Raw genomic sequence first — 13596 nt, forward strand, 5'->3', positions numbered from 1 at the left:
GAAGCGAGGCTGCGGATCAAGTCCGGGGCGTCGATTGGATGTCAGGCGATACTTACCCCGTAAACGCGCCGATCTCGGCCACCGTCAGATTTCCCGCCGGGATCGCCGGTGCCGCGAAGCGCAGCCGCAGGAAGCGCGCCTGCCGTACCGCGAACGGCACGCGCTGCGTGGCGAGCGCATAGGCGATGTTGCCGAACTCGCCGGTTGCCGCCGGCACCCAGCTTTTGCCATCCACGCTCGTCTCCGCATCATAGCCGCGCGGTGGTGCGGTGTCCTTGGCGATGGTGCGCGACGGCGTCAGGCTGAAGCCGGCGAGCGCCAGCACGCGGCCGAGATCGATTGTCACGCTGGCGGGGTTAGCGGCAGTCGGTGCCGGCACCGTCCAGCGGGTTTGGGCGTCGCCGTCGATCAACCTCTCCGCGCCATTAGCGGTGGCGCTGACGATCGACCAGCCCTGCCGGGGGATGATCGTCGGATCGGACACCTTGGGCGGTGCGACAGGGATGGGCTGGACCTGTCGGAACAACGATATTTCGCTGATCGCCGGACAGGCGGGGGCGTCGAGGATGCGCAACCGCAGCCGGCGTGCCGACGAGGGTGTGGGCAAGCGCACGATTCGCTGCGCGCTGATGCACTCATGTTCGGCGACGGTGCGCCATTGGCCGCTTTCCTCGAGGTCAATCGCGAACTTGGTGACGCGAACGCCGAGCGGAAGATATTCGCGCAACCGGATTACGTCGAATTTCCGGCCCGGCGGCAGGTCGAGCGTCAGCGTCGGTGTCGTGTCGCCATCGGGGGTCGACCAATAGGTGTCGCGCTGCCCGTCGAGCACCCGCGACGCGGCGAAGGCGCGCCCGCGCTCGGCGCTGGCATGCGCGACCGCGCCCTGCGCCAGATCGCGCGCATAGGTTCGCGCCTGTGCTTCGCCAAAGCTCTTGAGCACCGCCGCGTCATGGTCGGCGACACGGCCGCGGCGATCGGGTGGGATATTGAGGTGCATGTTGGTGCCGCGTCCGACCGACTCGTCGAAATAGCGCAGCAGGCGGGCGGGGCTCTTCACCTTGGCATCCTCGTCGGCGTGATAGAACCAGCCGGGGCGGATCGAGGTGTTGGTTTCGGCGGGCCACCACAAGGGTGCGCCGCGCACGCCCGAATTGCCTTCGGACTGGACGTAGGGATGCGCTGGCATCGTCGGCCAGCACGGATCGCCCGCGACGCCGTCCTCGTTGCCGACCCAGCGGATGTCGGCGCCGTACGGGTCGAAGGTGCACGCCATCGGCTGATGCTGGTGGACCAGCGCGATGATCGACGGCCAGTTGTAATATTTCGGCGCGTCGATCTTCCGCGTCTCGCGCGCACCGCCATAATAGCCGTCACCGCCGTTCGCGCCGTCGAACCAGAATTCGAACAGCTCACCATAGCGGGTGCAGAGTTCGACCACTTGCTTGCGGTAATAATCGATGTACGCCGGGCGACCATATTCGGCGTGATTGCGATCCCAAGGCGACAGATACAGGCCGAAGGCGAGCCCGGCGCGGCGTGTCGCCTTCTCCATCTCGCCGACGATATCGCCCTTGCCGCCCTTGTAGGGGCTGTTGCGGATGCAATGTTCGGTCTGCAGCGTCGGCCACAGACAGAAGCCGTCGTGATGCTTCGCGGTGAGGATGATCCCGCGCATCCCGCCCGCCTTGGCCGCAGCGACGATCTGGTCGGGGTCGAAGTCGGTGGGGTTGAAGAGCTTGGGGCTCTCGTCGCCGTAACCCCATTCGCGATCGGTGAAGGTGTTGATCGAGAAATGGATGAATGCGTATTGCTCGCGCATGTGCCATGCGGCCTGCCGCTTGGAGGGCGTCGCGCCCCACGGGCGTGGCGCGGCAGTATTCTGCGCGAACGCGGGCAGCGCGGTGGTGGCGGCACCGGCGGCGATCAGCGCGCGGCGGGTGAGATCGGTCATCGGGGGCTCCTGATGAGATTACTTGCCGTCACCCCGGCGAAGGCCGGGGCCCAGTTGGGGCACGTCGCCGTATCTCGCGAGCGGCCCGATACTGGACCCCGGCCTTCGCCGGGGTAACGGTAGAGGGTGGGGTGACGACGATCGGGGGCGAGGCGGCTGGAGAGCGGCATTATGCCGGCGTCCGCCCGAACGATGGCGGACGATCCGCCAACGCGCGGCCGAATGCCGGGTTCGGCGCCTCGCTCATCGTGAAGCGCAGCGTCCCACCCTTCACCAGATCGGCGTGCGCGATCCAGCTTTTCGTCCACGGCCGGCCGTTCCACGTCACCGCAGTCACATAAGGCGTGGCGGCCGTGTTGCCGGGTGCCTCGACCACCAGCCTTTTGCCCCCGGGCAGCGCCAGCGTCGCGCGCTCGAAGAGCGGCGAGCCGAACACATAAACCGCCTCGACCGGATCGACCGGATAGAAGCCGAGCGACGACATCACGAACCACGCGCTCATCTGCCCGCAATCGTCGTTGCCGATCACGCCGTTCGGGTCGTTCCTGTACATCTCGGCGAGCAGGCGGCGCACCATCCGCTGTGTCTTCCACGGCGCGCCGACATAAGCGTAGAGATAGGCGACATGCTGGTCGGGCTCGTTGCCGTGTGCATATTGGCCGACCAGCCCGCTGATGTCGGGCGGCGCGTTCTTTGGCAGCGTCGACGGCGCGGTGAACAGCGCGTCGAGCTTCGCCTCGAAATTTGCGTCGCCGCCGATGTGCGCGATCAGGCCATAGACGTCATGCTGGTTGAGGAACGTCGCCTGCCAGCCGTTCGCCTCGGTATAGTCGCGCCACCACGGCTTGGGCATGTGGCCAAGCTGGATCGGGTCATAGTCGTTCCACCACGACCCATCCGCGAAGCGCGGGCGCGCGAAGCCGATCGAGGCGTCGATGACGTTGCGCCAATTCCCCGAGCGCTTGAGCAGCCGTGCCGACTCGGCCTCGGCACCCGCGACGCGCGCGATCTTCGACGAGGCCCAGTCGTCATAGGCATATTCCTGCGTCCGGCTGACGCTCTCGAACCATTTGTCGGCCGGGACATAGCCCTTGGCGTCGTACAGGTCGCGGCCCTTGCTGTTGTCGAGATCGGGCGCGCTGAAGTCGAACGAGCGTTTGGCGATCGCCGGCCACGCCGCGGCATAATCGGCGGGGATGCCCTTGGCGTGCGCCTCGGCGAGCACCGACACCCCGTGCCAGCCCATCATCGTACCGGTCTCGACCCCCTGCAACGGCCAGACCAGCGGGCCATACGGGCTCTGCTGCGTTTGGCGGATCAGGTCGTCGACCAGCGACTTGACGCGATCCGGCGCGACGATCGTCAGCAGCGGGTGGAGCGCGCGATACGTGTCCCACAGCGAATAGGTCGAATAGGCGCGCTGGCCGGCGGGAACGGTGTGCACCTGCCGGTCGAGCCCGACATAGCGGCCGTCGACATCCGAGAAGAGCGTCGGCGCGACCATCGTGTGGTAGAGCGCGCTCGCCATGATCGTGCGCTGGTCGGCGGTGCCGCCCTCGACGGTGATCGCGCCCAGCGCCCCGGCCCAGCGGCGCGCGGCGGCGCGACGGACGCTGTCGAAGTCACCGCGCCCGGCTTCGGTCTTCAGGTTCGCGCGCGCACCTGCGACATCGACCGCCGAGATGCCGCAGCGGACGACGATCGGCGCGGCGCCGGCATCGTCGTAGAACAGCACCGCCTTGACGCGCTTCGCCGCGACGCCGGTTGCGCCCTTCGGCTGCTCTGCATCATCGTCGCCGTAGAAGACGACGCGGTCGGGCTTGCGGGACAGCTGCATCGCCAAGTGGATGCGCCGGCCCTTCGCCCAGCGATGCACGCGGCGGCTGCCGGTCAGCGTGCCGTCGGCGTCGAGATTGAGGCTGCCGTCGTCGATCAGCGGCCCGCTGTCCCATTTATCGAGGATCATGTGTGCCATGTCGATCAGGATGTGACCGGCGCCCTTCGGGAAGGTGTAGCGGTGCCAGCCGGTTCGCTCCGTGACGGTCAGCTCGGCGCGCACGCCGCTTTCCAGCGCAACGCGGTAATAGCCCGGCTCGGCATGTTCGTCCGAGTAACGCTGGCGGTAGCCTTGATCCGGCGCCTCGATCGGGCCGGGCTGAAGTCGCACCGGCCCACGCGTCGGCACGACCAGCACATCGAGCATATCGCCGATACCGGTGCCCGACAAATGCGTGTGGCTGAACCCCATGATCGAGCCGTCACCATGGTGATAGCCCGAACAGGTGTCCCAGCGCGCGACGTCGGTGTCGGGCGACAGCTGCACCATCCCGAACGGCAAGGTCGCGCCGGGATAGGTGTGGCCGTCGCCGCCGGTGCCGACGAACAGGTTCGGCGCGGCGCGGCGCGGCGCGGCGGCGAAAGCCGGCAGCGGGGTGACCGCGACGGTGGCAGTAGTCGCGAGCAAGGCGCGGCGAGTGAGCATTTACAGGGCTTCCTTGAGGATCTCGGGGTTCGTGCGCGCGAGCCGCACGATCAGTTCGCCAAACAGTCCGTTCGCCCAGGCGAACCAGTGACGTGTCCATCTGGCGGGGTCGTTCATGTCGAGGGTCTCGTGCATGAAGCCGGTGCCCGCATCGGTGTCGCGCAAGGTTTTCAGGCAGATGCGGATCGTGGCCGCATCGGTGGTGGAGAGCGCGCGGACGATCAGCGACATTGGCCAGATCTGCCCGAGCCCGACGTGCGGCCCGCCGATTCCTTCGCCCGCCGTGCCGCGGAAGAAATAGGGGTTGGCCTCGCTCCACGCCGCCGCCTCGGTGCGCCGCCAGAGCGCATCGTCGGTGGCGACGCAGCCGAGGTAATTGAGGCCCGAGAGCGAAGGGACATTGGCATCGTCCATGAAGAGTGCGTTGCCGAAGCCGTCGACCTCGAATGCCCACACCTCACGACCGTCACGCAGCCGCATCGTGCCCCATTGCTTCAGCGCGGCTTCCACCTCGGCTGCGAGCGTGGTGGCGTCGGTGGCGAGCGCATTGTCCTGCGCGGCCTCGCTGGCCACGCGCGCCATTTCACGTAGCGCGGTGACCGCGAACAGGTTCGACGGGATCAGGAACGGATATTGGCAGGCGTCGTCGGAGGGGCGGAAACCGGAGACGATCAGCCCCACCGGGCGCATCGGATTGCCCCATCCTTCCAGCGGCATCATCTCGGTGTTGCGGTTCGAGGTACGCAGGAAGCTGTACGGGCCGCGACCGCCCTTGCGTTGCTGCTCGCGGAAGGTGCGGACGCTTGCACGTGCGGCCGCGGCCCATGTCTTGTCGAAGGGACGGGCGTCGCGCGTCGCCTGCCAGTAACCGTGCGCGAGCCGCATCGGATAGCAGAGCGAATCGATCTCCCACTTCCGCTCGGCGACGCCCGGCTTCATGTCGGTCTGGTCCTTGAGCGACCATTCGAGGTCGGTTTTGGCCGCCGGGTCCTGCATGAAGGCATTGGCGTAAGGATCGATCAGGATCGACCGCGCCTGCCGCGCGATCAACCCGCGGAACAGCTCGCCGAGCTTCGGGTCGTCCTTCGCCAGATGCAGGTACGGCGTGACCTGCGCCGAGCTGTCGCGCAGCCACAGCGCGTTGATGTCGCCGGTGATGACGAAGGCATCGGGCCGGCCGTCGACGGTGTCCATCTTGACGGTAGTGTCGAGCGTGTTCGGATAGCAATTGCCGAACATCCAGCGCAGCTTCGGGTCGGCGATCTGCTTCGACACGCGTGCGAGTTCCCGCTCGACCGCGGGCGAGGTGAAGCGACGGTCGGCGAGCGCGGGGCGCTTGCTGGCGAAGTCCGGCGCGGCGCTGAAGGCGGGCGTCGCGGCGAGCGCGGCGCTGCCGGCGAGGAAATGGCGGCGGGTCGGGGTCATGAGCTCGTCCTTGCGTACATCGTCATTGGGAGAGCGGCGACGCAATCGAGGGCCAGCGCGCGACGCTCTGGACTGCTTCGCTGCGCTCGCAAAGACGGGGAATGAGGCGGAACGTCACGGCACGCACTGCCGTCACCCCGGCGAAGGCCGGGGCGCAGGTGGGAAGGTCGTCGTAAAGGAGCGCTGCGCGTCGTCATTGGCGTTCCGTAGCCGGGCTCCGGCCGCCGCCGGGGAACAGGTCGCGGGCGCTCACTTCGGCAGATCCACGTCCGCCCCGGTCACCTTGAATTCGGTCCATGCCCCCGCAGCACTCCCCGGCTGGCCGCCGCCGACCCACAAGCGATAGGCCCCCGGCACGATGTGGCGGCGTCCGTCACGCTCGACGACGCTCATCATCCGCGGGTCGATCGTGAAGCGGGCGGTGGCGCTCTTGCCCGCGCGCAGCGGCACGCGCTGGAACCCGACCAACTGGCGTTGCAACGTCGGCGCGGTCATGCCGCCGCCGTCGACGCGCGGTGGAACCAGATACGCCTGCACCACTTCCTCGCCGTCGCGCCGCCCGGTATTGGACACGCGCGCGGTAACGGTGAGCGGCTGTCCGCTTGCGACGCTCGCCGCGCTCGCCACCCGGTCATAGTCGTAAGAGGTGTAGGACAGGCCGTGCCCGAAGCCCCACAGCGGCGTGCCGGTGAAATAGCGGTAGGTGCGCTCCTTCATCCCGTAATCGACGAAGGCGGGCAGGTCGGTGGTTGCCTTGTAGAAGGTGACCGGCAGCCGGCCCGACGGGTTGGCCGCACCCGTCAGCACGTCGGCGAGCGCGGTGCCGCCCGCCTCGCCCGGATACCAGAGCGCGAGCACCGCATCGGCGACGTTCGGGTCGACCGTGACCGCGCTGCCGCTCGCCAGCACCAGCACGATCGGCTTGCCGGTTGCCTTGAGCGCGGTCAGCAGGCGTTGCTGCGCGAACGGCAAGGCGATGTCGCTGCGATCGCCGCCGATGAAGCCGGGAACCTGCACCTGCAACGCCTCGCCCTCCAGATCGGGCGACAGGCCACCGACCACCACCACGACGTCGGACGCCTGCGCCGCCTTAACCGCCTCGGCGATCAAGGGTGCCTCGGGCGGGAGCCACAGCAGGCGGAACGTCTCGTCCTGGCTGCTGTGGTTGAGCGTCAGATCGAACGGCTGCGGCTGGCCGTCGCTGTCCCACGCGATCTCCACGCGACCCTTGGCAATTGCGCCATCGTGGAGCACGCGCCCGCCGACCGACAGCGTCGCGGTGTCGTGCGTCCGGCAATCCTTCCAGCATTGCGCCTGATCGAGCACCAGCCGGTACGCGCCCGGTCCCGGCGGGGTCAGCGTGCCGGTCCAGCGCGCGACATAGCCCTGCACCGGCAACCCGGGGGCAGGGGAAACGCGGGTCAGGTCGAGGTCGATGTGCCGCTCGGCGCGCTTCAGCACCTCGCGTCCTTCCACGCTGTAGCTGGCGGTCAGTCCCGCGAGCGCGGTCTCCGGGAGCACGACCGGCGCGCCATCGGCGAGCACCGAGCCCTGCGCATAAGCTACGTTCGCGAACCGCTGACGCAAGCCCGCCAGCGGCGTGACCGGCTGGACCGCGGTGCCGTGGTAATTGCCCTGTAACACGCCGAGATCGTCGGCATTCGCGCCGATCACCGCCAGCTTGGTGCCTGGCGCGAGCGGCAGCCGCTGGCCGTTGTTCTGGAGCAGCACGATCGCCTTGCGCGCCGCTTCCAGCGCCAGCGCGCGATTGGCGGGGGTATTGAGGGCATCGGCCTTGATCGACGCCCAGGGGCTGGTCGCGCCGAACGCGATCCCCAGCCGGCGGCGCGCGTCGAGCGAGCGGTGGAGCGCGGTATCGACCTCCGCCACGCTGACCAGCCCGCGCTCGACCGCGTCGGGCAGTGCCGCATAGGTGTTGCCGCAATTCAGGTCGTTGCCGCCCTTGACCGCCGCCGCCGCAGCAGCAGCAGCGTCGAGCCGGTAGTGGTGGAACATGTGGATGTTCGCGACCGCGTCACAGTCCGACACGGTGAAGCCCGTGAACCCCCAGTCGCGCCGCACGCGATCGTTGAGCAACGTGCCCGATGCGCACGCCGGAGTGCCGTGGATCGAATTGTACGCGCACATCAGTGACTGCGCCTTGCCCTCGGTCACCGCCATGCGGAACGCGGGGAGATAGGTCGCCTCGAGATCCTGCGGGCTGGGATCGACGTCGAAGCCGTCGCGACCGGCCTCGGGCCCGCTGTGCACCGCGAGATGCTTGGGCGTCGCGATCACCTTCGGGTGGAGCGGGTCCGGCCCCTGCAGCCCGGTGACGAACGCGACCCCCAGCTTGCCGGTCAAATACGGGTCCTCGCCGTACGTCTCCTGCCCGCGGCCCCAGCGCGGATCGCGGAAGATGTTGATGTTGGGCGACCAGATCGTCAGCCCTTCGTAGATGCGGCGGTTGGCGCCGACCGGCTGCGCGTTGAACTTGGCGCGCGCCTCGGTGGCGACGACATCGCCGATCCGGTGAACCAGCGCGGTGTCCCAGGTCGCCGCCATCCCGATCGCCTGCGGGAAGACGGTGGCATGGCCGTTGCGTGCGAGCCCGTGCAACCCCTCGTTCCACCAGTCATAGGCGGGCAGCCCGGCCTTGGCATCGGCGGGCGCGGTGCTTTGCAGTTGCGCGGCTTTCTCCTCGATCGTCATCGTCGCGATCGTCGTCGCAACCGGGTCGGCGGCGGCGCTTGCCAACAGCAGCCAGATCATTTGCGTCCTCCCAGCGAGCGCAGAGTCAGCGCGCGCGTCAATTGTGCGGGCGTCGCGGTCGACTCCACGCGGATCGTCCGGCTCTCTCCGGGCAGCAGGTCGAAGCCGTCGTCCGACGGCTGCGCGGGCGTCGCGCCGAAATCGAGCATCACCGCACGCGCGAGCCGCGTCGCAATGATCGTCACCGTCCGCCCGTCCCAGCGTGTCGACAGGCCGGGATCGGGCCAGTGGATGTCCTTGGGCAACGCACGCTCGACGAGGCGGCGGTGCAGCAGCCGGTCGCCAGCGTAGAGTTCGGCGACGCCATAGCTGTCTGCCGCTGCCGCCGTGCCGAACAGCTCGGCATCCGCTACTGACGCGACGTCGGCAGCGGCGAGCGGCGCGAGCGTCACGTCGCCGCCGCGCTCGCCCAGCATCCGCCCGTCCATCGCATAGCCGCGGACGCGCCAGCGGGCCGCGACCGGCGTCGTCGCATCGGATACGAGCGCGACGCGCGTTGCGGCGTCCTTGTGCTCGGTGACGATCACCTGATCATCGAAGAAGCGTCGCGCGGCGTATTGGAGCAGCTTCCAGCGCCCGTCATAGTCGATGCTCGACCATGAGATCGCTGGCCAGGTGTCGTTCAACTGCCAGTAGAGTGACCCCATCGTCACTGGCCGACAGGCGCGATGATGCAGCGCCGCCAGCTCGATCGCCTGTGCCTGATTGACCTGGCTTAGGTAGACGAAATCCGCCAGTCCCTTCGGCGCGCCGAGCCGCTCGCGGATGTAGAACAGCAGCCGGTCGTTGCCCGCGCCGCCGAGAAACTTCTGGTGCGCCTTCATCACTGCGTCGGTTGGCGTCACGTCGAGCGATCCCGCGAAGCCCTTGATCGTCGCGAGATCGGGCATCGCCTGAAAGCCATATTCCGACATGAAGCGCGGACAGCTGTTCAGGTAATTGGCGACCGGCTTCGATCCCGACCACACATCCCAGAAATGACGGTCGCCCGCCGCATCGGTATCCACCGGGCCTTCGTAGTCGGTCGATGGTGAACCGGGCCAGTATGGCACCGCCGGATCGAAGTCGCGCACCGCCTGCCGCAGCACGCGGTCGAACAGCACCGTCATGCCGGTGCCGATCCGCTCCTGCTCGTCGGCGCCGACTTCTTTCTTGAACGCTTTGCGGTCCGACCAGTTCTCCCAGCCCGACAGCACTTCGTTGCCGCCCGCCCACAACACGATCGAGGGGTGGCCGGAGACGCGCGCGACCTGCTGCTCGGCCTCAATGCGGACGTTTTCCCGAAACGCCGCATCGGGCGGCGTCACCGCACCGCCGAACATGAAGTCCGACCAGATCATCAGCCCGAGTTCGTCAGCGGCGTCGAAGAACGCATCGGGCAGGTAATAACCGCCACCCCAGATGCGGATCATGTTCATGTTGGCCGACTTTGCATCCGCGAGCAGCCCGCGCATCCTTTCGGACGTGACGCGCGCCGAGAAATTGTCGAACGGAATCAGATTGGCGCCCTTGGCGAAGATCGGCGTGCCGTTGACCTTGAAGCCGAATGCTCCACCGCCGCGGATCAGCTCGACGGTGCGTAGCCCGATGCGGCGCTCCGCCCGGTCGCTTTCCACCCCGCCCTCGACCAGTGCGCCGGCCACGCGGTAGAGCGGCTGTGCGCCATAGCCGACCGGCTGCCAGCGTTGCGGCTGCGGGATCGTCAGCGGGACGGTGACGCGATTGTCGCCGGCTGCCAGTGTGACGTTCTGCTCGGCGGTGACGGCTTTGCCGTCCGGCGCGGTGATCGTCGCGCGCAGCCGCGCCGGGCCGCTGCGATCGGTGACCACGTCGAATTTGGCGTCGAGCCGCGCCTCGGCGTCGTTCAGCGCGACCTGCTCGACGCGCATTTGCGCCAGCCTCGTATCGTCCCATGCCTCCAGCCGCATCGGCTGCGTCGGGCCGATATTGATGATCCGCGGTCCCCAGTCCCAGCTCCAGTCGTATTTGGGTTTGCGGATATAGGGCGAGGTCTGCTTGCCGGCCGGCTCGTCTCCGAACGCCGATTCATACTCCCCGGGCAGCGGGTGCGGATCGGCCAGCACCTTCGGCTGCATCGTTCTGATCGGCGACGCGAAGGTGAGGGTGATCGTGTTCTCGCCGGGCTTGAGCCAGCGCTTGGCGTCGACACGCCACTGCCGGTGCGCATTGTCGGTGCTCAGCACCTGCTCGCCGTTGACCGCGACGGTCGCGAACGTGTCGAGCGCATCGAAAACGAGATCGAGATGGTCGCGCGCGATCTGCGCCGGGCTCAGCCGGAGCGTGCGCTGATATTGCCAGCCGGTCAGCCCGGCCCATTGGACCGCCGCCTCGTTGGTACCCTTGAAGGGATCGGGCACCTGCTTGGTCGCGATCAGCGCCTGCTGCACGCTGCCCGGCACCGTCGCGCGAAACCATGTGGCGGCACGCGGATGCGCCTTCGCCGCCTCGGCATCCTTCGGATCGATGCGGACCTGCCAATCCTGATCGAGCGGCGTCACCGTCTTCGGCGCCGCCACCGCCGCCGTCGAGGCGAGCAGCAGCGGAACGGCGAGCCACCGCATCAATGGCGCTCGGTCAACTGGACGCTGGCCACGGCGTAATAAGGATCGCTGAGCGGTGAAGTGAACTGAAAACAAATGTCCTGATCCCCGGTCATCTTCGGCAAGGTGCCTTCAAAGGTGAAGCGTTGCGGCGCGTTGGCCGGATCGGGCAGCGGGAACGCCCCGATCGCGACCGGCCTCGCGGTCTTGTCTCCCGCCTCCTGCGCCTTCGTCGCGGCGGCGCAGCCGAACTGGACCAGCAACTCGCCATGCGGCGACACCGCATAATGCTGGCGTAGCTTCCCGCCATCGTGCCCGAGCGCCCAGTTGCGCGCCAGCCGCACCACCTCGACCCTGTAGCCACCCGCGACGTCCAGCGGTGCGGCCGGATAGACCGCGCAGGTGTTGAACAGATTGAGGTTGAAGGCGGGCGACGTCCCGGTCGCGTCCGGTGTCACTGGCACGCGCAGCCCGAACGGTCCGGTCCCGCAAGGCGCGAGATCGTTGTTGCCGCGCAGCAGCAGCGCGGTGCGCGAGGTATCGAACTGGCGTACCGTGGCGGTCGGCAGCCCGGCGGCGTCAAAAGCAGCCGCACGTACCGTTACGCCCGGCGCCAGCGACAGTGGCGCACGATACGCGCGTGACCTTGCCGTCGGCGTGCTGCCATCGGTCGTGTAGCGGATCGTCCCGAAACCCGCCTGCGTCGCGAGCGTCAGCGGCACGCGGTTCGCGCGCAGCGCCGCGCCGCGCGTACCGGTCACATTGAAGTCGACGGCGAACGCACTGTCGGCGACGGTCACGCCGGCCTCGGACCAGCGTGCCGCCTGTCGTTGCACGCGCGGCAGGAAGGCAGCGAGGCCGCGCTTGTCCTTGGCCGACCAGGTGATCTCGGCGATCGCCGCCGCACGCGGGAACAGGTGGAACTCCACCTCCGCGGGCGTGATCATATATTCGCTCCACGCATTGCCCTGCGCGCCGAGCACATGATGCGCACGATCGGCGGGGATGCCGGCGGGCATCGGATCATAGGCATAGACGTCGGCCAGCGAGCTGACGACGTTCTGCCCCGGCACTTCGGTGGGAAGGTTGCTCTGCACGCGGTCGAGATACAACGGCGTGCCCGGCGACAGCACCACGTCATGCCCCAGATTGGCGGCAGCGACCGCTCCCTGTTCGCCGCGCCACGACATCACCGATGCCGACGCCGGCAGCCCGCCCTCGAGGATTTCGTCCCAGCCGATCAGGCGACGGCCCTTGCTCTGAAGGTAGCTGCCGAACTGGTCGATCATCCAGCTTTGCAGCGCATCCTCGTCTTTGAGGCCCAGCGCCTTGATCTGCGCCTGCACGTCGGGACTACGCTGCCACTGGTCCTTGAGCGCTTCATCGCCACCGAGATGGACATAGGTGCCGGGGAACACGTCGGTCAGTTCGTCGAGCACTTCCTTGACGAACGCGATCCCCTTCGGTCCGGGATTGAACAGATAGGGCTCGATCCCCCAGCGATTGCCGACCGGCGGGCGATCACCGAGCATCCCCAGCTCGGGATAGGTCGCGACCAGTGCGGTGGCGTGGCCGGGCAGGTCGATCTCCGGCACGATCGTGATGCCACGCTCGCCAGCGTAGGCGACCAACGCGCGCAATTCGTCCTGCGTGTAGAAACCGCCGACCCGCGTGGTCGGGGCGGGGCCGCCGGTCGAGGGCGGGGTGCGCCACGCGCCGGTTTCGGTCAGCTTGGGATAGCGCTTCACCTCGAACCGCCAGCCCTGGTCGTCGGTCAGGTGCAGGTGGAGCGTGTTGAGCTTGACCGCTGCCATCTGGTCGACGATCCGCCGCAGATCGGGCATCGGCAGGAAGTGCCGAGCGGGATCGATCATCAACCCGCGCCACCCAAAACGCGGTGCGTCGTCGATCGTCACCGCCGCGACGCGGACCGGATCGCCCATGCGTGCATCGGGGCTGAGCAATTGCACGAGCGTCATGGCACCATGGACGAACCCGGCCGGGGTGCTTGCGAGAATACGGATCCCGTCACGTGTTGCGATCAGGCGGTAGGCCTCGGCACCGGTGACGCCCGCATCCTGCACGAAACGGATACGCGCCGCTGTATCGCCAAGGGCGAGACGCAAGCCACGCGTGGTGCGAACATGTTCGACCAGCAGCTGCGCGGCCGCCGCGGCCGCGGCCGGAGCGCTGACGGTCGCGCCATCACCGATCGTAACGCTGCCTGCGCCGGGCACCATCTTCTGCGGCAGCGGCAACAAGGACTGCGCGACCGCGGGTGTCGCAAGGCAAGTCATTGAAATGGCCGCAATCGCGGTCACGCGGAGACGGTGCATCGCTGCTCCCTGGTTCTGTTTTGGTATTGAGGCCATCATGCCGACCGCAGCCCCGCGCGTCCATGC

Annotated in this window: 6 protein-coding genes; all 6 read right to left on the bottom strand. The window is 68.0% G+C overall.

The features are described 5' to 3' along the window. Nucleotides 1–52 precede the first annotated feature (52 nt). Nucleotides 53–1954: an alpha-L-fucosidase gene (locus BACI71_RS09065; protein ID WP_159757855.1), complete on the bottom strand. Its 1902-nt coding sequence runs from the start codon at nt 1952–1954 to the stop codon at nt 53–55. Between the two features lie 169 nt (nt 1955–2123). Then, a complete protein-coding gene (locus BACI71_RS09070; protein WP_159757858.1) occupies nt 2124–4436 on the bottom strand; it encodes a GH92 family glycosyl hydrolase in 2313 nt (770 codons plus the stop codon). Further along, nucleotides 4437–5861, bottom strand: coding sequence for a glycoside hydrolase family 125 protein (locus BACI71_RS09075; RefSeq protein ID WP_159757861.1), 1425 nt, complete (start codon nt 5859–5861; stop codon nt 4437–4439). A 249-nt stretch (nt 5862–6110) separates the two neighbouring features. Next, entirely contained in the window at nt 6111–8633 is a 2523-nt protein-coding gene (locus BACI71_RS09080; protein WP_159757864.1) for a glycoside hydrolase family 3 C-terminal domain-containing protein, read from the bottom strand. Further along, nucleotides 8630–11215, bottom strand: a complete 2586-nt coding sequence (locus tag BACI71_RS09085) for a beta-mannosidase (RefSeq protein WP_159757867.1) — start codon at nt 11213–11215, stop codon at nt 8630–8632. Before BACI71_RS09085 ends, BACI71_RS09080 begins: the two co-directional genes overlap by 4 nt. Continuing rightward, nucleotides 11215–13530, bottom strand: coding sequence for a beta-N-acetylhexosaminidase (locus BACI71_RS09090; RefSeq protein WP_159757870.1), 2316 nt, complete (start codon nt 13528–13530; stop codon nt 11215–11217). The genes BACI71_RS09085 and BACI71_RS09090 overlap by 1 nt, the downstream gene beginning before the upstream one ends. Nucleotides 13531–13596: the final 66 nt, after the last annotated feature.

The organism is Sphingomonas sp. 8AM, assembly GCF_902506455.1.
In the GTDB taxonomy this organism is placed as follows: Bacteria; Pseudomonadota; Alphaproteobacteria; order Sphingomonadales; family Sphingomonadaceae; genus Sphingomonas.

Bases quoted from the DNA above. Each gene is read 5' to 3' on its own strand.
- BACI71_RS09065 (WP_159757855.1), bottom strand. From the start codon at position 1,954: ATGACCGATCTCACCCGCCGCGCGCTGATCGCCGCCGGTGCCGCCACC.
- BACI71_RS09070 (WP_159757858.1), bottom strand. From the start codon at position 4,436: ATGCTCACTCGCCGCGCCTTGCTCGCGACTACTGCCACCGTCGCGGTC.
- BACI71_RS09075 (WP_159757861.1), bottom strand. From the start codon at position 5,861: ATGACCCCGACCCGCCGCCATTTCCTCGCCGGCAGCGCCGCGCTCGCC.
- BACI71_RS09080 (WP_159757864.1), bottom strand. From the start codon at position 8,633: ATGATCTGGCTGCTGTTGGCAAGCGCCGCCGCCGACCCGGTTGCGACG.
- BACI71_RS09085 (WP_159757867.1), bottom strand. From the start codon at position 11,215: ATGCGGTGGCTCGCCGTTCCGCTGCTGCTCGCCTCGACGGCGGCGGTG.
- BACI71_RS09090 (WP_159757870.1), bottom strand. From the start codon at position 13,530: ATGCACCGTCTCCGCGTGACCGCGATTGCGGCCATTTCAATGACTTGC.